Origin of the sequence: Pseudofrankia saprophytica (assembly GCF_000235425.2) — a bacterium.
Lineage (GTDB): Bacteria > Actinomycetota > Actinomycetes > Frankiales > Frankiaceae > Pseudofrankia > Pseudofrankia saprophytica.
Genome location: NZ_KI912266.1, coordinates 3,513,523 through 3,533,864, shown reverse-complemented (window position 1 = coordinate 3,533,864; position 20,342 = coordinate 3,513,523). Strand labels below are relative to the sequence as shown.

General features: G+C 71.6%; 15 protein-coding genes. 11 read left to right on the top strand and 4 right to left on the bottom strand.

Annotated elements, in window-relative coordinates; all coding sequences use genetic code 11:
- The first annotated feature begins 24 nt into the window (after positions 1-24).
- The gene (locus tag FRCN3DRAFT_RS0214785; protein ID WP_007507157.1) at positions 25-471 is read left to right on the top strand and encodes a nitroreductase family deazaflavin-dependent oxidoreductase; all 447 of its coding nucleotides are present in this window, start codon (positions 25-27) and stop codon (positions 469-471) included.
- A gap of 156 nt (positions 472-627) precedes the next feature.
- Here FRCN3DRAFT_RS0214785 and FRCN3DRAFT_RS0214780 read toward each other — a convergent pair whose 3' ends face one another.
- Positions 628-1,590, bottom strand: coding sequence for a helix-turn-helix transcriptional regulator (locus FRCN3DRAFT_RS0214780; protein ID WP_007507159.1), 963 nt, complete (start codon positions 1,588-1,590; stop codon positions 628-630).
- A 136-nt stretch (positions 1,591-1,726) separates the two neighbouring features.
- Between FRCN3DRAFT_RS0214780 and FRCN3DRAFT_RS0214775 the strand changes: the two genes are divergently transcribed.
- From FRCN3DRAFT_RS0214775 to FRCN3DRAFT_RS49480, 4 genes are all read left to right on the top strand, one after another.
- On the top strand, positions 1,727-2,149 hold the full coding sequence (locus FRCN3DRAFT_RS0214775; RefSeq protein WP_007507161.1) for a VOC family protein: 423 nt from the start codon (positions 1,727-1,729) through the stop codon (positions 2,147-2,149).
- Between the two features lie 303 nt (positions 2,150-2,452).
- Complete coding sequence (locus tag FRCN3DRAFT_RS0214770; RefSeq protein ID WP_007507163.1) at positions 2,453-3,877, top strand: CATRA conflict system CASPASE/TPR repeat-associated protein; 1,425 nt, start codon at positions 2,453-2,455, stop codon at positions 3,875-3,877.
- 71 nt (positions 3,878-3,948) lie between these two features.
- Positions 3,949-4,839 carry a CATRA system-associated protein gene (locus tag FRCN3DRAFT_RS0214765; protein ID WP_131803588.1) on the top strand — a complete coding sequence of 297 codons (891 nt, stop codon included), beginning with the start codon at positions 3,949-3,951 and terminating at the stop codon, positions 4,837-4,839.
- Positions 4,840-5,132: 293 nt separating this feature from the next.
- Complete coding sequence (locus FRCN3DRAFT_RS49480) at positions 5,133-8,306, top strand: WD40 repeat domain-containing protein (RefSeq protein WP_007507167.1); 3,174 nt, start codon at positions 5,133-5,135, stop codon at positions 8,304-8,306.
- 267 nt (positions 8,307-8,573) lie between these two features.
- Here FRCN3DRAFT_RS49480 and FRCN3DRAFT_RS44535 read toward each other — a convergent pair whose 3' ends face one another.
- Together FRCN3DRAFT_RS44535 and FRCN3DRAFT_RS0214750 are read right to left on the bottom strand one after the other, a co-directional pair.
- Positions 8,574-8,996: a nuclear transport factor 2 family protein gene (locus tag FRCN3DRAFT_RS44535; RefSeq protein ID WP_007507169.1), complete on the bottom strand. Its 423-nt coding sequence runs from the start codon at positions 8,994-8,996 to the stop codon at positions 8,574-8,576.
- Between the two features lie 55 nt (positions 8,997-9,051).
- Positions 9,052-10,548: a class I adenylate-forming enzyme family protein gene (locus FRCN3DRAFT_RS0214750; RefSeq protein ID WP_198535973.1), complete on the bottom strand. Its 1,497-nt coding sequence runs from the start codon at positions 10,546-10,548 to the stop codon at positions 9,052-9,054.
- A gap of 28 nt (positions 10,549-10,576) precedes the next feature.
- Here FRCN3DRAFT_RS0214750 and FRCN3DRAFT_RS0214745 point away from each other — a divergent pair, with 28 nt between their 5' ends.
- From FRCN3DRAFT_RS0214745 to FRCN3DRAFT_RS0214720, 6 genes are all read left to right on the top strand, one after another.
- A complete protein-coding gene (locus FRCN3DRAFT_RS0214745) occupies positions 10,577-12,625 on the top strand; it encodes an oxidoreductase (RefSeq protein ID WP_007507173.1) in 2,049 nt (682 codons plus the stop codon).
- Positions 12,626-12,794: 169 nt separating this feature from the next.
- Entirely contained in the window at positions 12,795-13,763 is a 969-nt protein-coding gene (locus FRCN3DRAFT_RS49475) for a PaaI family thioesterase (protein ID WP_007507175.1), read from the top strand.
- Between the two features lie 70 nt (positions 13,764-13,833).
- A complete protein-coding gene (locus tag FRCN3DRAFT_RS0214735; protein ID WP_007507177.1) occupies positions 13,834-15,552 on the top strand; it encodes an N-acyl-D-amino-acid deacylase family protein in 1,719 nt (572 codons plus the stop codon).
- A 3-nt stretch (positions 15,553-15,555) separates the two neighbouring features.
- A complete protein-coding gene (locus tag FRCN3DRAFT_RS0214730) occupies positions 15,556-16,341 on the top strand; it encodes an SDR family NAD(P)-dependent oxidoreductase (protein WP_007507179.1) in 786 nt (261 codons plus the stop codon).
- A gap of 70 nt (positions 16,342-16,411) precedes the next feature.
- Entirely contained in the window at positions 16,412-17,581 is a 1,170-nt protein-coding gene (locus FRCN3DRAFT_RS0214725) for an amidohydrolase family protein (protein ID WP_007507181.1), read from the top strand.
- Positions 17,582-17,628: 47 nt separating this feature from the next.
- Entirely contained in the window at positions 17,629-18,744 is a 1,116-nt protein-coding gene (locus tag FRCN3DRAFT_RS0214720; protein ID WP_007507182.1) for an NDMA-dependent alcohol dehydrogenase, read from the top strand.
- Positions 18,745-18,813: 69 nt separating this feature from the next.
- Here the strand turns inward: FRCN3DRAFT_RS0214720 and FRCN3DRAFT_RS0214715 are convergent, their stop codons facing one another.
- A complete protein-coding gene (locus FRCN3DRAFT_RS0214715; protein WP_007507184.1) occupies positions 18,814-19,956 on the bottom strand; it encodes a thiolase family protein in 1,143 nt (380 codons plus the stop codon).
- Between the last annotated feature and the right edge of the window lie 386 nt (positions 19,957-20,342).

Below are 20,342 nucleotides of genomic sequence, written 5' to 3'. Positions count from 1 at the left end.
GCGATACCGGAAAGGACCGCCGCCATGGCCGTCGCCGAGGACCTCGACCGCGCCACCGACTCGGCGTGGGACTGGGTCGCTGAGCAGACCCGTACGTATCTGGCCTCGGGCGGAACCGTGGGACACGAGTCGAACGGCGTGTACACACTCGTGCTCGCCACGACCGGACGCAGGACCGGCGAGCCACGTCGTACCTGCCTGATCTACGGCACCTCGGGGGACGACTTCGTCGTCGTCGCGTCCAAGGGCGGCGCCGACGAGGATCCGGCGTGGTTCAAGAACCTCCAGGCGGACCCGAGCGTCGGGGTACAGGTCGGCACCCGCCGGTTCACCGCGCGCGCCCGTGTCGCCTCCTCGGCAGAGCGCAAACCCCTCTGGGCCCAGATGGCGCGCATCTTCCCGCTATACGACGAGTACGCACAGAAGACCGACCGCGTAATCCCGCTCGTCCTGCTCACCCCGCTGGACTGACCCAACCACCTATGCACGAACACATGGCCGACCAGACCGTGAAACTCAAGGCCGCATGTGGCGCCAATAGATCTCACCTGACTGGTGGAGTGCTGTTATTCAAAGTGCCCACTATTCGTCGATCATGGGTGGTGTGGCGACTCATCGTCTCGATCGTCAGCCGGCGGTGTGGGCAGCGGCTTCGGCGAAACGTTGAGAAAGCACCCCGAAGGCATCCCCGAGCTCACGGGGTGCCACCTGGATGATGGCCGCGTCGAAGCGGCCGAGCGAGGCGGCCAGCGCCACCCACGACCAGGAGCCGACGACCAGCCGGCACCGGTTGGGCGCGAGCTCTTCCACGATGCCGTCGTGGACGAAGGGGGCCACGTCGCGCAGGGGAAGCTCCAGGACGGCCTCTCCCGTGCACGGCCAGGTGTTCCCACGATCCGAGCCCTTGAGGCGCCCGGCGAGGAAGTCATGGACGTCTCCTCCGGGCACGGTGCGAGGCGTGAACCGGGGGCCGGTCGGGACACATGGGGTCACCCTGTCGAGACGGAACACTCGCCAGTCGCTCGCGTCAAGATCCCAGGCGACGAGGTACCAGCGCCCGCCGCCGAAGACGATGTGACGGGGTTCCGTGCGCCGCCTGGAAGGGCTGTCACCCGGGGCTCGACCCATGGAGACGTAGTCGAATCGCAGGACCTCCTGTGCCCTGACAGCCGCGCTCACCGTGATGAGCATTTCTGGCTCCACCGCGACCGCGGCCGTGTCAGCGGCAGGGAGCGTCGTGAACGTCATGCCGTCGATCCGCTGACGTAGCCGTGGGGGCATCACCTGCCGCACGGTCGTCAGCGCTCGCAGGGCTGCCTCGCCACCTGCCGCGCCCGAGACCGACGCGACTTGCAGGGCGATGGCGAGCGCGACGGCCTGGTCGTCATCGAACAGCAGCGGAGGCAGCTCGGAACCCGCGTCGAGTCGATACCCGCCGTCCGGGCCCTTGATCGCATTGATCCGGTAGCCCAGTTCTCGCAGGTGGTCCACATCGCGGCGCAGCGTGCGGTCGCTGATCTCCAGGCGCTCCGCGAGCACACGGCCTGGCCAGTCGCGCCGTGTCTGCAACAGCGACAGCAGTCTCAGCATCCGTGACGGTGATCCGGCCATGCCATCCAGTCTTCCGTAGAAGAGGACATGGCCTGACCGGTACTGCCGTGAGTCTTGTGCTGCGGCTGGAACGTTGAGCCGGCTCGTCATGACAACAAGGGCAAGGAGTCCCACGATGACCATCGGCGTCACGCCCCACCTGAACTTCCGCGGCAACGCCCGCGAGGCGCTGGAGTTCTACCGGTCCGTCTTCGGAGGCGAGCTCGTCGCCGTGAGCTATGCCGAGATGGGCAACGCCGACCCCGCCACCGCCGACAACGTCGTGTGGGGCCAGGTCACAGGCGACAACGGCTTCCGCATCATGGCCTACGATGTCTACCCCCACCTTCCCTGGGACCAGGGGCAGGACCCGTTCTTCGTCTCCGTCCGCGGCACCGATCCCACCGAACTCCAGGGCTACTGGGACAAGCTCGTCGACGGCGCCAGCGTCAAGCAGCCAATCGGCCCTTCCCAGTGGGCGCCGCTCTACGGGCAGCTCACTGACCGGTTCGGCGTGACCTGGGTCCTGGACATCGCGGTCAAGTACGTCCCCGCCTGAGTCGCTTCGTCGACGTGGCCGCCTCGACCAGAAGTGATCGCGGCGGCCTCTCGATGCCTCACCCGACCAAAGTGACAGGCGGCCTCGCCGTCGCGGTCGCCCACGACGACCCCACCGCAGCCGTAATCTCCGGCCTCGACGGCCCGACCACCCCGTCGCCGGCGGTCATCCGGCCGGCCGGCATCGTGTACACGGCGGCGTGGAACGGCGCCCGCCGGCCCCGGCGGACCCGGCCCGGTTACCTGCCCGCGATGACTACCGTCGGGACAGACGGATCCGGGTGGCTCGGATGGGAGGTTCCGGGTGAGTCAGGAGCTGACAGCCGCCGAGCTGGACGCACTGATGGCCGTGTTCCCGGATGTGAAGGATGCCCGGCGCCTGCTGCGGGTGGCCGGTTTCCCGAACGCGCTGGTTCCAGCCGACTCGGGGACCGTGGGGGCCTTCTGGTTCTCAGTTTTCGAGGCGCTGCGCAGCGGCGCCGTCGTCGACGGCCGGATCCGGCTACTGACGGCCGCGCGTGACCTCCATCCGGCGAACCCGGCCTTCGCTGCCAGCCGCACCCGGGTGACGGACCGTGCCCGGGACACGGACCAGGACGACGCTCCGCCTGACCTGCGGGACGCGGAACTCGTCGTGCACCTCTTCGCTCCGGCGGACGGCCCGCGCGCCGAGGCCGCATACGCGCATCTGCTGTCCGTCTGGGAACGCTGCCGCGACCATCTGGGCATGCGTCATCCCGCACCGGGCCTGCGGCTTGCGACCCGACCGCCGGCGGCGCTTGGCCGAGCGACGGGCGATCTCGCCGCCGTCGACGGCGGGGGCGAGGGCGTATACCAGGCCTTGCTGCGGCGCGACCACGATCTTGTCCGGCTGTCCGCGGTACTCGCGCCCGCGGCCGGCGCCGGCGCATTCGACTGGACCCCTCTGGACGCCCTGTGGTCCCGGGCGGTCGGCCCGTTGTCGACGGACCTGGTCGGAGCGGTGCGGATCTACCAGGGTCACGTCCGACGCCGCGCCGACGACGGCCAGGTGACGGTCAGCGAAGCCCTGGCGCGCGGCTGCAGGCACGCTCTTCCTCCGAGCGAAGGCGGCCGGCCCGGATGGGAGGAACGCGGCGTGACGACCGGCTCCGGCTTCGGCGTATGGGAGCTGGGTGAGGGCGACGACCTCCGGATCGAACGCCAGATCGTCGTGCTGGCGGCCGCTGAGCGCGACCACGCGCTCAGCGCCTACACGTGGACGCGCACGGATCAGTCCCTGCCGTACCTGGTCGGCTATCTCGCCAACGCGGCGAAGGTCAGATACCAGTACCGCGTGTGGTCTGACGCGCCGTCGGTGGCGGCGCTGCGCGAGCGCGCCGCCACCGACGTGACCGAGCTGAGGCGGCGACTGATGTCGCCGCGGGCCGACGTCGCGTCCGGCGCGGACCCTGCGGAGGCTGTGCTCACGGACCGGCTTCTCGTACATCTCGATCTCCTCGTGGCGGCGCGCGCGGACCGTGACGACATGCGAGAGAGCGTGGAAATCGCGGTGAGCAACATTCGGGAAATGCTGCGGGAGGACCGGTCTCCCGAAGACGGGCCCGGTCTGTTCGCCGAGGACCTGCGGCTGGCCACGTACCTGACGGAGCAGCTTGGCCGGGACCGGTTCTTTCTCACCACGGCCGTCGATCGGGTGAAGAGCACGCTGAGGACGGCGCGCCGACTGGGCGGGACGACTGACGCCTGATCGGCCATCGAGCAAGTCGTCTCAGGGCCTTCCGTCCCTACACCTCCGATAGCCGTCTATTGTCCGGGGGTATGGGGGACAGCACGGGGGGCCGTCGTCGCCGTCACCTGGATTTCGACGGCCGGCGGGCATTCAACGGCAACGGACGAGAACTCCTTTCGAGGATTCCACAATGGCGGCTCTCCGCGGAGTCGTGGGACGCGGTGGCCGCCGCGTTGGCCCGTTGGCAGGCGGCGAACGCGGTGGGCGACAGACCTGCCGGCGAGCGGGCCCGTCGCGAGCTGGCCGCTCTGGGTCTGTTGGCCGTTCGGCTCGGCGAGGCGCCACCGCCCGGGACGGGGCCGCTCCCGCCGCCGATCCGCCAGCGACTCAACGTCCTCGTACACGAGCTCGGGGGAACGCTCGAGGCCCCGCCGCCCGACGCGGAGACGACGCCGGATCCGGCGCCACTCGCCTTCGCGGCCCGCGTCACGAGACGGCTCGCGGAAATGCCCGTATTCGACCGCGCGGGGGTGGCCTTTGCCGGTACCGACGCCGACCGCCGCGCGAGCCAGCAGACCGCCGAAGTGGCCGGGCTGCGGATCGTCCGGCGCATGGCCGACCGCACTACCGTCGAGGTCGTCGTCACCGCCGGGCGGGAGACAAACGGGAATGACCTGGTCGCGCTGTCGGTACGCGCCGGCACTGACCCCGGCACGCTGTTTCTCCTCCCGTTGTGGCGGTACTCCACCGAGGAACCGTTTGTCGCGACCGCGAGGATCCGCCTCCGCTCGGCCAGGATCTCCATGGCTGTCATCCCGCCGTTCCCCGCTCGTCGGCTGACCGGCGACGACGCGGCGGCGATCGCCAGATCGATCGCGGTCACCACGAACTCCGGCCGCGACGCGTGGCGCCGCATCGCCGCGGCCCGGCTGCCGGACGACCCGGTGCGGACGGCGGTCCTCGAGGCGACACGGACGTGACGCCGCCTGCCTGGCGGCCATTGGCTCGCCACCCGAACAGGCACCCCGGGCAGCGTCCATCCGAAGACCACACAGATCCCCTCGCACTGCACGACGCGCTCACCGGGGCCCAGCAGAGATGGCTCGCGATCTGCTCGGTGGCCGTCGAGCAGCAGTCGCCCGCCTTGATCGACGGTCTGCTTCGGCCCGGTCAGCCGCACCGGCGTGCGCTCGCGGAGGTCCGACGCTGGCCACGCTCCGCCGACCGGCCTCCGCGTGGGCCGGCGGCTGCGGACGATGACGGATCGCCCGACGTGGCAGCCGCGCGCGCCGTGGCGGCCGTCGCGGAGGGGCTCACCGGGAAGCCCAGCCAGCGCAGGCTTATACAGGCGGCGGCGGCCCATTGGGAGCGAGCCTGTCTTCCCGCGTTCGATGAAGGCAAGCCGTTCCCCATGGCGATGTTCGACCAGGTGTCCGAAACCGGCAGGAGCCTGCTGACCAAGATTCAGACCGATACGGACAGCCCGCTCCGCGGCTTCCTGGCGCTCCTCGCGTTGCGCCTGGCGGGTCGGCTGCCCACGGTCCGGCGGCGCGTCACCCTGCCGGTGCTCTTCGAGCTGGAAGGCGACACCGGAGCGGTCGGCGTGCTGCGGCTGGAGGAGCTGGCCGACGGCCCGCCAGGACTGCACCCGGACCCGGGCACGATGACGTTCTTCGTCGGTGACGCCGCCTTCCATGAGTCGGCGCGCCGCGCCTGGCGTGCCAGCGCTCCCCGCCGCGCCGGACGGTGCGTCGTCTGGTCCGTGCTCGACGGTGACACGCCCCGTGACCAGGTCCTGGAAGGCTCGCTCGGCGCGGCGTTCGCGGTCGGCCTGCGGGAGCTGCACCGCCTGCGCCGGGCCCGCGGCCGACTAAGCCCGCGGCGGCTGGACCCTCGCTGCGCGGTCACGGCGGCCGTCGACGAACCAGCCACCCGGCTCCAGGCTGTCGACGGGTACCGCCCCAAGCTTGAGGCCGCCCACGAGGCGCGGCTGCGATCGGTCGTCGTAGCAGCGGGCGCGCGCCGTTCCCCGGAGTTTCCCGACCCGCCCGCCGATCTGAAGGTGCGCGGCGCGACCACCGTCGACCAGGCGTTCCGGCAGTCCCGACGACGGCTCAACCCGCTGTTCGTCGTCACCTCGATCGTCGTCGTGACGCTGCTGCTCGCAGTGACACTCGCCTTGTCGGCCGTCTGGCGGCAGCGGGAAGCGACCCGAAGCGAGCAGCAGGCTGCCGCCGCGCACACACTGGTCAGCACAGCGGACACGGCGCGCACGGCCACACCCCCGGACACTGGGACCGCGCTTCGGCTAAGCGCCGCCGCATTCGCGAACTTCCCCGGGCCGCCCGAGACCCGGTCCAGCCTGGTCAGCGCGCTCACCGCCAGCAGGCACATCTCCTCGACGCGCGCCGGCAGCGCCGTCCACGCGGTGGCGTCCTCCGCCGATGGCCGCACCGTGGCCGTCGCGACCGAGGCGAACACCATCTCGCTGTGGGACGTGACCGACCGCGCCCATCCCAGGCGGACCGGCACGCCCCTCGCGGGACACACCGACAGCGTGCTTGCGCTCGCGTTCACCGCGGACGGCCGCATGCTGGCCAGCGGCGGCGATGACGACACCGTCATCCTCTGGGATCTGTCTGACCGGGACCGTCCGCGCCGCATCGGCATACCGCTGACACCGGACGTCGGCGAGATCGAGCAACTATCCCTGTCACGTGACGGCCACAAGCTGGCGGCCCTCGCCTACCAGTCCGCCGCCCCCGTTCTGTGGGACCTGCGCGACCGGAGCAGGCCGCGTCGGATCGCCGCGCCGCCGGCCGACGAGGACGTCCCGGTGACCTCGGTGGCCTTCTCCCCCGACGGGGGTGTCCTCGCGACCGGCGACGAGGACGGCACCGTGACGATGTGGGAGATCAGCCCTGGGTCCCGGCCACGCAGCACCGGCGTGCCCTTCGACCTGGAGACGACCGACCTGGGCACGTCATCCCCGCTGTCCATGGCCTTCTCCCCAGACGGAAAGATCATCGCGACGGGCGACGACGACGGCACGATCCGCTTCTGGGACATCAGCGACCCCGACAGTCCGGATCGAGTCGGCCTCAGGTTCGCCGACCACAAGGACGACGTGGCCGCGGTTGCCTTCTCGCCCGACGGGCGCCTGCTCGCCGCGGCCTCGCTGGACGCCACGGTGACTCTCTACGACGTGCACGACCCTACCGAGCCGCGACGCTACGGCGAACCGCTGACGGGCCACAGCGATGCCGTGTACGGGCTGGCGTTCTCGCCGGACCGCCGGACCCTCGTGACGGGCAGCGGGGACGGCACGCTCGCGCTGTGGGACCTGGCCGGCCCGGTCCCGCTCCCGCCGGACGGCGCCCCGCTGAGCGGGAGGTCGTCGGCCAACGCTGACAGGATCTCCGCCCTGGCGTCCTCCGCCGACGGACGCCTACTCGTCGCCGCCGGCCTGTTCTACATCCGCGTCTTCGACCGGAGCGACCACGGCCGTCTGCTGAGCCGGTTCCACGCCGGCAAGAAGGGCATCGACGCCATCGCGCTCACCCGCGACGGGCGCACTCTGGCCATCGCCGGACCGGACGACGAACTGACCCTGTGGGACCTCACGAAACCCGGGGAACCGCGGGTCGCCGACGTGGTGGAGGTCTACTCGAGCGACGAGAGCAAGCCGAGGGCGCTCGCCTTCTCGCCCGACGGCCGGCTGCTCGCGGCCGCGGGAGGCGACGTGTCCCTGTGGGACGTCCACGATCCTGACGACACGGAACAGCTGGGCGCTCCGCTCACCGAGAGGTCCGCCCGCTCCGTGGCCTTCTCCCCGGACGGGCGGATCCTGGCCGCCGGGCTCATTGATCACACCGCGTTGCTCTGGGATCTGGCGCAGCCGCCCCGGCCCCGGCAGGTCGGTGCGCTCACGGGTCACACCGATTCGATCTATGCGATCACTTTCTCTCCGGTCGGGCATCTGGTGGCACTCGGGAGTCAGGACCGAACCGTCACGGTGTGGGATCTCACCGACGTCATTCGTCCCCGGCGGCTCGGGCCCCCGCTGGCCGTCGGCGGCGCCGACGACGGCGAGAGCACCGTCAGGACCCTCGCGTTCTCGCCGGACGGGCGCACGCTCGCGGGCGGCCGAGACGTCTCCGTGACGATGTGGGACCTGACAGACCCGGCCCGCGTCCGCCCGCTCGGTCAAACAGCCATCACTCTTGGTCGCACGGTCGCTACGGTCCTCTTCTCACCCGACGGTGCGTCACTGCTGACCGGCGACGAGAACCGCGACATCACCGAGTGGGACCTGGCACCGCTCGAGCGGCTCCGGCACGACCCGCTGGCCGCGGCCTGCGCCCGGGACGTCGGCGACGTGAGCCCGGCCGACTGGGCACGGTATGCACCCGGGGTGCGCTACCGCGGGCCCTGCCGCAAGCCCTAGTGCCGCATCCGGCCAGGCTTGCCGCGAGTCGTGAGCGCCGCGCCGGGTCTGCCAGCCTGCCCGGCCCAGCCCAGGAGCTGCACGAACAGCGAGATCGCGAACCCGCCGCGATCAGACTGCCGGCGTGGTCGCAGCCGACAACAGCGTCGGCCAGGCTGGGGCACCAGGAGACAAACTGGCGCCCGCCTCGGGCAGTTGGGTGGTGGCGAGACCGTCGGTCCCCACGCCGTGGCCGTGCGCGGGACGCGTCAACGCATCGACGATGTATCAGCGGTGGAACCGGCGACGCTGAAAGCACCAATGATCATCAACCCGCCGATAGCTGTCCCAGTACTGCAGGACGCCGATCTCCCATTCACCGCGCTCAGGCCATTCAAGCTCGTCGCGGCAGTAGACGATCCCGTGCGCCTCCTCTGGCCCGTCGAAGTCGACAACATGGTTGCCGACGAAGTGCACGCTGGTCTTCGGATGGCTCATCTGCGCGCTGAACCATGCTTTGAGCGCATCGCGTCCCTGGGCGTCGCGACCGACGCGGACGTCGGGCACGAACAACGCGACGAGCGCGTCCATGTCCCGCGAGTCCAGCGCCAGCGCGTAGCGGTAGGGCAGTTGCCGGATTTCGGCAAGGGACTCCATTCGGTCGAGGCGGGCCTCGACGCTGTCTGGCCGCCAGGCTCCGAGCCGGGACATGCGATCTCCTCTCCCTCCCGGCGGGCTTCCGCCGGGCGACGCGCGTCGATCGCTCTCAGCCCTGCGAAGTGGGCGCAGCCATGTCAGCCAGGGCTCGACGCAACAACTTGCCCGCGGCGCCGCGGGGCAGGGACTCGACGAAAGCCCAACGTCGAGGAACCTTGAACCCGGCGAGCCGGGCCCGCAGGTAGCCGGTCAGCTCTTCCTCGCTCGGCGGACTGTTCGTGTCGACGGGCACGACCCAGGCTGCGACCTCCTCCCCGAGGCGCCGGTCGGGTACGCCCGCGACGGCCGCGTCCGAGACCGCGGGATGGCTGCGCAGCAGCGTCTCGACCTCCACCGGGCGGACGTTCTCGCCGCCTCGGTTGATCGTGTCCCCGGTCCGGCCGGCGAGGTGGACGTAGCCATCCGCGTCGATACGCGCGAGGTCGCCGGTGCGTAGCCAACCGTCCGCGTCAGCGGCGAACACGTGGTCGCCACATGCACACAGCTCACCGACGCCGTCCGTGTCGGCGCTCTCGATGCGCAGCGCGACGCCCGGAGCGGCCCGGCCCACGGACGAGAGCAGCTCCGGCTGACCGGCGACAGCGGCGTGGTGGTCCTCGCCCGTCAGCACACACAGGGGCGATCCTTCGGTCTGGCCGAACAGGTTGGCCAGCCGGACGCCTGGCAGGGCGGCCAGCGCCGCGCGCAGCGTGTCGGGATGGATGGGTGCCGCTCCGTACTGCATCCATCGCAGCGCGGGCAGCGCCAGCGCATCGGCGGCGAGGAGCATCTCGATCATCGTGGGGACGAGCAGGGCGTGGGTCACACCCAAGGGCGCGAGCGCCCGCCAGGCGTCGACGGAGAAGGCCGGGAACGAGACCACGGTCGCACCCGCCGCCACCGCCACCGCCAGATTGCCCAGCCCGGCGATGTGGTGGAACCCGGCCGCCGTCACGAACCTGTCCCCGGGCCCGAGCGGTACGACGGACCGGTAGGCCCGGACGCGGGCGGCGAGTGCCCGCTGCCGCAGGGCGATGGCCTTGGGCGCCCCGGTCGTGCCGGAGGTGTGCAGCACCATGGCCACGTCGTCGGCCTCCGGGGCGGGCAGTCGCGGGCCGCCGGGCGGCAACGGGTCTGGCAGCACCACGAGCTGGCTGCCGGCGGCCCACGCGACCTCGGCGGCCAGCGGCACGAGGCCGGCCTCGGCGAGCAGGACGCCGCTGGCCAGGCCGCGCGCGATCTCGGCGAGCTCCGTCACGGTGAGCCGGGCGCCGAGCGGCGCGATCGGCCGGCCAGTCGCCGCGCCGGCGATGACGAGCGCCAGCGCGGGACCGGTGTCCGCGACCAGGGCGGGAACCGGCCGGCCGCTCGGAAGCGCCAGGCCGGTCAGCCAGGCGCCGACGCCGTTCACCCGGTCCGCGAGGTCTGCGCGGCTCCACCGGTCGGCGGTACCGACGACCGCTTCCTGCGTCCGCGGCCTGGCTTCGGCAACCAGCGCCGACCAGGTTCCGGCGCGCACGTCCACCCGGGTCTCCGGCCGGCCACCGTGACGATCTACACTCGACACTCCACAATAATAACATTAAGTTATCTATATGAAGATCGGCGATGCGCCCGCGGCCTCCTCCTACCCACGCCTGCTGGCGCCGCTGCGCGTGGGACCGGTCATCCTGCCCAACCGCATGGTCATGGGCGCGATGCACACCCGCCTGGAGACCCTCGACCGGCCGGTGGAACGGATGGCCGCGTTCTACGCGGCCAGGGCCCACGGCGAGATCGGGCTCATCCTCACGGGTGGCTACGCTCCCCACCCGGACGGCCGCATGGATCCCGAGTCCGGCGTCCTCGACGATGACCACGACCTCGAGCCCCACCGGGCGGTGTGCCGCGCGGTCCACGACGCCGGCGGGCTGATCGCCCTGCAGATACTGCACGCGGGTCGCTATGCCAAGGTGCCCGGCTGCGTCGGCCCGTCCGCCGCCAAGGCGCGCATCAACCGTTACGCCCCGCGGGCGTTGGACACCGCGCAGGTCTGGGAGATCGTCGACCAGTTCGCCCGCACCGCCCAGCTGGCGCGTGCCGCCGGCTACGACGGTGTCGAGATCATGGGCTCCGAGGGCTACCTGATCAACGAGTTCACCTCACCGCGGACCAACGACCGAGCCGACGAGTTCGGTGGCGACCTCGACGGCCGGCTGCGACTGCCCGTCGCGATCGTGCGCCGGGTCCGCGAGCGGGTCGGCGAGGACTTCCTCCTGATCTACCGCATCTCCGCGATCGACCTCGTCGAGGACGGCCTGACCGGTGACGAGATCACCGAACTCGCCCGCCGGGTCGAGGCGGCCGGCGCCGACGTCCTCAACACCGGCGTCGGCTGGCACGAGTCGGCGGTACCCACCATCGCCGCCAGCGTCCCGCGCGCGGTGTGGGCCTTCGCGACGCGCCGCGTCAGATCCGCGGTCACGGTGCCGGTCATCGCGTCCAACCGGATCAACGACCCGGGTGTCGCCGAGAAGCTGCTCGCGGACGGCACGGCCGACCTGGTCTCGATGGCCCGCCCCCTGCTGGCCGATCCCGACTTCGCGCGCAAGGTCCGCACCGGGCGTGCCGATGAGATCAACACCTGCGTGGCCTGCAACCAGGCATGCCTCGACCAGATCTTCACGGACGCCACCGCCTCGTGCATGGTCAACCCGCGCGCGGGCAGGGAGATCGAGTTCCTGGCCGACGCGCCCGTCGTACACCGGCGGATCGGAGTCGTCGGCGCCGGGCCCGCCGGCCTCGCGTGCGCCGTCACCGCGGCCGAACGTGGTCACGCGGTCACGCTCTACGACGCGGCGGAGGAGATCGGTGGCCAGTGGAACCTCGCCAAGGTCGTTCCCGGCAAGGCCGAGTTCGCCGAGGCCATCCGGTACTACCGGGTCCGCCTGGGTCGCCTGGGTGTCACGGTGCGCCTCGGCCGACCGGTCGACGCCGACGAGCTCGACGGCGAGAGATACGACGAGATCGTCCTGGCGACCGGCGCCACCCCCCGACGGCCGGACATCCCCGGCATCGACCATCCCATGGTCGTGTCCTACGCCGACGTGCTGACCGGGCGGGTGACACCCGGACGGCGGGTGGCCGTCATCGGCGCCGGCGGCATCGGGTTCGACACCGCCGACTACCTGGTCGGCGACGCCCGGGCCGCCCTGGACCCGGAGCCGTTCCTGCGTGACTGGGGCGTGGCGGACCCGGACGCCCGCCGCCGCGGCGACGTGACCGACCCGCCCGCGCCCGCCGGGGCCACTCGCGAGATCACCCTGTTCCAGCGGCAGGCAGGTCGCACCGGCCGCGGCCTGGGCAGGTCGACGGGCTGGATCCTGCGCGGCCGCCTGCGCAGGGCCGGGGTAGCCGAGGTCACCGGCGCCCGCTATCTCGCCATCGACGACGGCGGCCTGCACTACTCGGTCGACGGGCAGGCCCGCGTCCACGCCTGCGACACCGTCATCCTCTGCGCCGGCCAGGAGAGCGATCGAGGCCTCCACCAGGCACTCGCCACGCGAGGCGTCAAGGCCCACCTGGTCGGGGGCGCCGACGACGCCGAGGGACTCGACGCCGTCCGCGCGATCGACCAGGCCACCCGTCTGGCCGTCACTCTCTGACGGCCTCCGTCGGCCTGCCGCCGCGCTGGCAGGCCGACGCGGCGGCCGAGAGGTGGCCTCGCCTCCCAGCTGGGCGGCCAGGCCTGCGCCGACACCCCAGATTCAGAACAATTTTTTAGCTATTTGACGTATCCTCCTGTTCAAGGCCGCACGAGACGAGGAGGACAGGGTGCCGCGCGTCGGTGATCCGAAGACCACGCCCGCCACGGTGGGCGATCCCGGCGCCGCCGCGGAGCTGGAGTGGCTGCGCAGGGGAAGGGGCCGAGGCGGGGCCGCGCTGCCCGTCCACAGGACGCTGGGTCTTCAGGTACGCGAAGCCGAAGCCGGCCACTGCGTCACCCGGATGCCGGCCAGCTCCGCGGTGCTCGGCCCCGACCGGCGGATCCTCGCCGGCGCCCTGGGGATCGTGGCCGACGCGTGCTGCGGCTCCGCGGCGGCGACCGGACTCCCGGCCACCAGCGCGGTGCTCAGCGCCCAGCTGCGCCTGGAGTTCGTCCGCCCTGCACCGGTGGCGCCGGGCTGGGTCGAGGGCAGAGCGACGCTCGCCGCCGTCGGCGAGGGCGGCGGCGCGGCGCTGGCCCGCGCCGACCTGGTGGACGCCGACGGCGACCTGCTGGCCATCTGCACGCTGCGGTCGGTGTCCGCGGCCTGGCGCGGCCTGCCCGCGGCCGCCTCGCCCGTCCCCGTCCCCGCACAGGGAGCGGACCCCGACCAGTTCGCCGACCCGCGACACCTCCTCGGCGTCACCGGGGAAGCCGCGGGCGGTGGCCATGCCCATCTCGAGCTCGAGCCCACCAGAGCGGTCGCCAACAGCTTCGGGGCGGTGCACGGCGGGGTCGTCGCCATGCTCGCCCACCTCACGGCGACGGAGGCCGTCAGGCCGCTGCTCGGCCCGGACGACGAGGCCGTACCGCTCGACCTCCTGGTGAACTTCGTGCGCGGCGTGCCGGCCGCCGGCGGCCCGGTGACCAGCACGGCCACGGTCACCCACCGCGGCCGGACCTTCGTCGTCGCCGAGGGCCAGATCGCACTCGGCGACGGGCGCTGCGCCGTCCGGTTCTCCGCCGGCACGCAGATCCGCCCGGGAGGACACCCGCGACCGGCCGGTACCCGGCACCCCACCAGGGCAGATCGATAGTTGTCTGAAATTAATTAGTTAGCTTATTATGACGACGGAGTCTTGTCGTCGAGGCCGACGAAGGAGAGTCATGTATGACCTGGTGATCCGAGGCGGCGAGGTGGTCGACGGGACCGGCGCGCCGGCACGGCGCGTGGACGTCGCGGTGGACGGCGGGCGGGTCGTCGCGATCGGTGAGCTCACCGACGGCGCCACCCGCACGATCGACGCCGAGGGACATGTCGTGACGCCCGGCTTCGTCGACGTCCACACCCATCTCGACGTGCAGGGATTCTGGGACCCGACCCTGTCGCCGTCCCCGCTGCATGGTGTGACCACGGCGCTGGCCGGCAACTGCGGCTTCACGGTCGCCCCGCTGGACGAGACGGCCGGCGACTACCTGATGCGGATGCTCGCCCGGGTCGAGGGCATGCCGCTGACCGCCCTGGAGGCGGGCGTGCCCTGGGACTGGCGCACGACCGCGGAGTTCCTCGACCGCCTCGACGGCACCCTCGCGATCAACACCGGCTACATGGTCGGCCACTCGGCGCTGCGCCGGGTGGCGATGGGACCCGCCGCCACCGAGCGGCCGGCCACGGACGACGAGCTGGCGACGATGAAGCGACTGCTGCACGAGGGGCTCGCGGCCGGCGGCCTCGGCTTCTCGACGACCCGAGCGCAGAGCCATCACGACGCGGACGGGCAGCCGGTGCCGTCGCGGTGGGCGACGGACGGCGAGCTGCTCGAGCTGGCCGCGGTGGCCGGCGAGCACCCCGGCACGTCGCTGGAGTACCTGCCGACCGTGCCCGGCAAGGGCTACTTCCCCGAAGACATCGGCGAGCTGATGATCCAGATGTCGCTCGCCGCAGGTCGTCCGCTGAACTGGAACATCCTCAGCGTCACCGCCCGCACCCTCGACGACGCCCGCGCCAAGCTGGCGCTCGGCGACCAGGCGCGGGCCCGCGGGGCGAAGGTCGTCGGGCTGACCATGCCCGACACGCCGCCGTCACGGTTCTCCTTCCTGTCCGGGTTCGTCCTGGACATGGTGCCCGGCCTGCACGACTTCCTGTTCCTGCCGCCGGCCGAGCGGCTCGCGATCCTGCGCGACCCGGCGCGGCGCGCGGCCCTGCGGGACGCGTGCGCGGCCCCGTCCCCCTACAGCCACCTTGTCGACTGGGCGAGCCGCCACATCATCGAGACGTTCTCGCCATCCACCGCCGCCTATGCCGGGCGCCGGGTCGGCGACATCGCGGCGGAGCAGGGCCGGGACCCGTTCGACACGTTCGTCGACATCGTCGTCGCCGACGAGCTGCGCACGACGTTCTCCAACCCCTGGCACGCCCCGACCGCCGAGGACTGGGCGGCGCGTGCCGAGATCTGGCGCGACCCCCGCGCGGTCCTCGGCGCCTCCGACGCCGGCGCGCACCTCGACATGATCGGCTTCTTCGCCTACACGACGATGGTCCTGCACCACGGCGTCCGCGAGCACAAGGTGATCAGTATCGAGGAGGCGGTCCGGCTACTGACATCGGTGCCGGCGGACCTCTACGGGCTGCGGGACCGAGGCCGGATCGTTCCCGGCGCCGCCGCCGACCTCGTCGTCCTCGACCCGGCGGCGATCTCGCTGCAACCACTCACCACCCGGTTCGACCTGCCGGCCGGCGCCGGCCGGCTCTACAGCGAGCCGGAGGGCATCGCGCACGTCGTCGTCGGCGGGGTGCCGATCGTGGCGGGGCGGACGTTCACCGGCGACACCCCGGGCCGGGTGCTGCGGTCGGGCCGGGACACAGCCACCCCGGCGATGGTCTAGCCCGTGACCGACCCCATCGACTCCTCCCCCGCCCGGCCGGTGGGCGAACCGTTCGACGTGACCGACCGCGTCGTGCTGGTGACCGGCGCGACCTCGGGCCTGGGAGCCTGGATCACCGAAGGGCTCGACGCCGCCGGGGCGTTGGTGGTCGCCACCGGCCGCCGGGACGACCGGCTGAAGGAACTCGCCGCCCGGCTTCGGCGCTGCGCCGTCCTGCCCGCCGACCTCACCGACGACGACGCCCGCGCCGAGCTCGTCGCCTCCGTGCTGGACACGCACGGCCGGATCGACGGGCTCGTCAACAACGCGGGCGTCCTGCGGGCCGTCCCGGCGCTCAAGGAGACGGCCGACGACGTCCGCGCCCTGCTGGAGATCAACCTGGTGGCACCGCTCGACCTGGCCCGCCGGTCCGCCCTGGCGATGCGGGACGCCGGCGGCGGGTCGATCGTCAACATCACCTCGATGTCGGGCATCGTCACCACTGGGCTGACCGTGCCGAGCGCGGGCTACTGCGCCGCCAAGGCCGGGCTCGCGCACGCCACCCGCGAGCTGGCCGTCCAGTGGGGCCGCTACGGCGTGCGGGTCAACGCGGTCGCTCCCGGGATGTTCCCGACGGAAATGGTCGGCGGGCTGGCCGAACCGCCCGACTTCTTCGCCGACCGGCTCGCCCTCAGACGCACCGGAACCCCGGGCGACATCGTCGGCGCGGTCCGGTTCCTGCTCTCCGACGCCGCCGCCTACGTCACCGGCCAGCAGCTCGCCGTCGACGGTGGCCGGACGATCACCTGACCTCGGTCAGGTCCTTCTCTCCACCACACCATTCGCGCCCACAGGCGCACGGACGCGCAGGGAGGCAGCCGTGGGCAGGATCTTCGACTGTGACCAGCACATGTACGAGACACTCGACGCGTTCACCCGGCACATCGCGCCGGAATGGGCTCACCGGACCGTCAAGCCGGTCACGCTGGAGAACGGCGACGAGGCGATCCTCATGGGTGAGCGAATCCTCGTCGCCGTCGAGCCCGAGTTCAGGAAGGCCTACAAGCCCGGGTCACTCAAGGAAATGCTCAAGCAGATGAGCACCGGCGCCCCGACCGAGACCTACATGTTCGAGCCGATGCGCGACGTCTACCAGGACCGCGACGCGCGGCTGCGCGAGATGGACGCCCAGGGGCTCGACGCGACCATCATGTACCCGGGCAGCTGGGGGCTGATGGCGGAGGCCTACATCACCCGGCCGGACGCCCTGTACGCGAACCTGCGCTCGTTCAACACCTACATGAACGAGCAGTGGGGCTTCGACCACAAGGGCCGCATCTACGCGCCGGCGACCATCGCCCTGAAGGACCGGGACCTCGCCGTCAAGGAGCTCGACCAGGTCCTCGCCGACGGCGCCCGGTTCATTCTCATGACGACCGGCCCCGCCTACGGCCGCAGCCCCGGCGACCCGTACTTCGACCCGATCTGGGCACGGATCAACGAGGCCAAGGCGACCGTCTGCTACCACATCACCGAGGCGTACTACAACGCCAACCTGGCGCCGGCCTGGGGGCACGAACCCGATCCGATCCACTTCCGCATGTCGGCGTGGCAGTGGCAGAACACCTATGGCGAGCGGCCCATCACGGAGACCTTGTCGGCCCTGGTGTTCGACAACCTGTTCGGCCGGTTCCCCGAGATCCGGGTGCTGGCCAGCGAGTTCGGCGCGTCCTGGGTGCCGCACTTCGTCAGGCACATGGACAAGAGCCGCGGCATGGGCCGCAACGGCCCCTGGATCGGCGGCCAGCTCGACCGCCGGCCCAGCGAGGTCTTCCGCGACCACATCCGCGTCGTCCCCTACCCGGAGGACGACCCGGTGGAGATCATCCGGCGGCTCGGTTTCCACGACAGCATCGTCATGGGCTCCGACTGGCCGCATGCGGAAGGGCTCGCCTCCCCTGCGGACTTCCGCAACCTGCTCGACGGCCTCGACGAGCAGGTCACCGAGGACGTCATGTACAACACCGCGGCCCAGCTCGTCGCCCACTGAGATCCCAGCGCCCAGCCGCCACACGCCGGATACTCGAGAGGGTTGATATGAAGACGCGTGCCGCGCTCCTACGCGGTCCGGGACAGCCCTGGACGGTCGAGGAGATCTCGCTGGACGGGCCCCGCGCCGGCGAGGTCCTGGTCGAGACCGCCTTCGCCGGCCTCTGCCACTCCGACGACCACCTCAACAAGGGCGCGGGCCTGCGCTTCCCGCTGGTCGGCGGGCACGAGGGCAGCGGGATCGTCCGGGAGGTCGGCGCGGGGGTCACCCGGCTGCGACCGGGCGACAAGGTGGTGACCTGCTTCATTCCGGCGTGCGGCCGGTGCCGCTGGTGCACGGTCGGCCAGTCCTGGCTCTGCGACGCGGGCGCGAGCACCCTGACGGGGGCGCTCGCCGACGGCACCTACCGCATGCATCTACGCGACGGGCGGGACGCCGGCGGGTTCTGCGCGCTGGGAACGTTCACCGACTTCTTCGTCGCCCAGGAACGCTCGCTGGTCAAGGTGCCCGACGACACCGCGCTGGACGCGGCGTGCCTGCTGGGCTGCAGCGTGCCGACGGGCTGGGGCTCCGCGGTGCGGGCGGCGGGCGTCCGCACCGGCGACGTCGTCGTGGTCTACGGGGTCGGCGGCGTCGGCGCCGCCGCTGTACAGGGCGCGCTCATGGCCGGCGCCGCGAGAGTCGTCACCGTCGACCCGGTGCCGTTCAAGAACGAGTTCGCCCGGCGCCTCGGCGCCCACGCCGGCTTCACCACCCACGCCGAAGCGCTCGACCACGTCCGCCGCCAGACCGCCGGAGTGCTGGCTGACAGCGTCATCCAGTGTGTCGGCGTGGCAACCGAGCAGGTCACCACGGAGTGCTACGAGATGACCCGCAAGGGCGGCACGATCGTTCTCACCGGTATCGCGGACCACTATGACGAAATTACCGTGAAGCTGCCGGGAGGAATGCTCACCTCGTTCTCGAAGACCGTCGTCGGCTGCCTGTACGGCTTCTGCAACCCACACCAGGACGTGCCGATGCTGCTCGGCCTCTACCGTGACGGCCAACTACGGCTCGACGAGATGGTGACCCGCCGCTACGCGCTCGACGAGATCGAGAAGGCTTACCAGGACATGACCGACGGCCTCAACATCCGGGGCATAGTCGAGGTCGCGACCTGACCGCGAGGGGTGAGGGGCTCGGAGCCACGGCCGGAGGATTGTGAGACCTCCGGCCGTGGCCTCCTTCGTTCAGAGCAGTTCGAGGATGGTGGCGTTGGCCTGCCCGCCGCCTTCGCACATTGTCTGCAGGCCATAGCGGACACCATTGTCCCGCATGTGGTGAAGCATCGTCGTCATGATGCGGGCCCCGGAGCCGCCTAGAGGATGCCCCAGGGCGATGGCGCCGCCGTTCGGGTTGAGTGCCTTGGGATCGGCGCCGATCTCCGCGACCCAGGCCAGCGGCACCGGCGCGAACGCCTCGTTGACCTCGTAGACGCCGATCTCGTCGATCGTCAGCCCGGACCGCCGCAGCGCCTTCTGCGTCGCCGGAATCGGCGCGGTAAGCATGATCACCGGGTCGGCGCCCGCGAGGACCGCCGTGTGCACCCTGGCGATCGGCGTCAGGCCGAGCTCCCCGGCCTTCTCGGAGGTCGTCAACAGCAGCGCCGCGGCACCGTCCGAGATCTGTGAGGCGTTCCCGGCGTGGATCACGCCGTCCTCTTTGAAGGCGGGCTTCAGCTTCGCCAGACCCTCGACCGTCCCGCCAGGCCGGATTCCCTCGTCGCTCGCCACGACCGTCCCGTCCGCCAGCGTGACCGGAGCGATCTGGGCGTCGAACCGGCCCTCGGCCCGGGCCGAGGCGGCCTTCTCGTGGCTGGCGATCGAGAACTCGTCGAGCTGGGTCCGGGAGAACCCCCACCTCTCGGCGATCATCTCCGCGCCGATCCCCTGGTTCGGGTAGGCCCCGTAGCGGGCCAGATACAGCTCGCCATAGGGGTCCTTGCCCTGGGTGGAGAAGCCCATCGGCACCCGTGACATCGACTCGACGCCGCCCGCGACGACCAGGTCGTACTGTCCCGCGATCAGCCCGGCCGCCGCGGAGTGCACCGCCTGCTGCGAGGACCCGCACTGGCGGTCGATCGTGTAGCCGGTCACCGACTCCGGCCAGCCCGCGGCCAGCACGGCGGTGCGAGCGAGGTCCGCGGCCTGCTCGCCGGCCTGCCCGACGACGCCCCAGGCGACGTCGTCGATCTCGGCGGGATCGACGCCGCTCCTGGCGGCGAGCTCGGTCAGCACATGAGCCGACAGCGTGACCGGATGCACGGTCGACAGGGCACCGTTGCGCTTGCCGAGTGGCGTGCGCACCGCCGCCACGATCACTGCATCCCGCATTCGGCGCTCCGTTCGGTCAGGCCGGGCGACAGCGACAGTCGGACTCACCTCGTGTCCGCCCGCGCCGCCGCACGGCATCGTCCATGCCTGAGATCCGATGCCTGGCGGTGAGATCGCTGACCGTCGGCATCAGAGCGACTGCCCGGAGGACACTTCCCCGCCGCGCGGTCCACGACCTCCACGGCGGGGCGTCCCGTCCGTACCGGGCTGGCCGCGGTCCCGCTTCTTGCGCCGAGTGGTAACCGCACGCGGCTCGATGGTTGCTCAGCGCCAGACCATTCCGGACCTTGCGTACAATCATAGAACTAATTTAGCGTTTTCGCTCGGGTGAGCCGGCCCACGCCCTCTGCTGGCGGGCGCATCGCCCTAGCGACCGCGACGGCGAG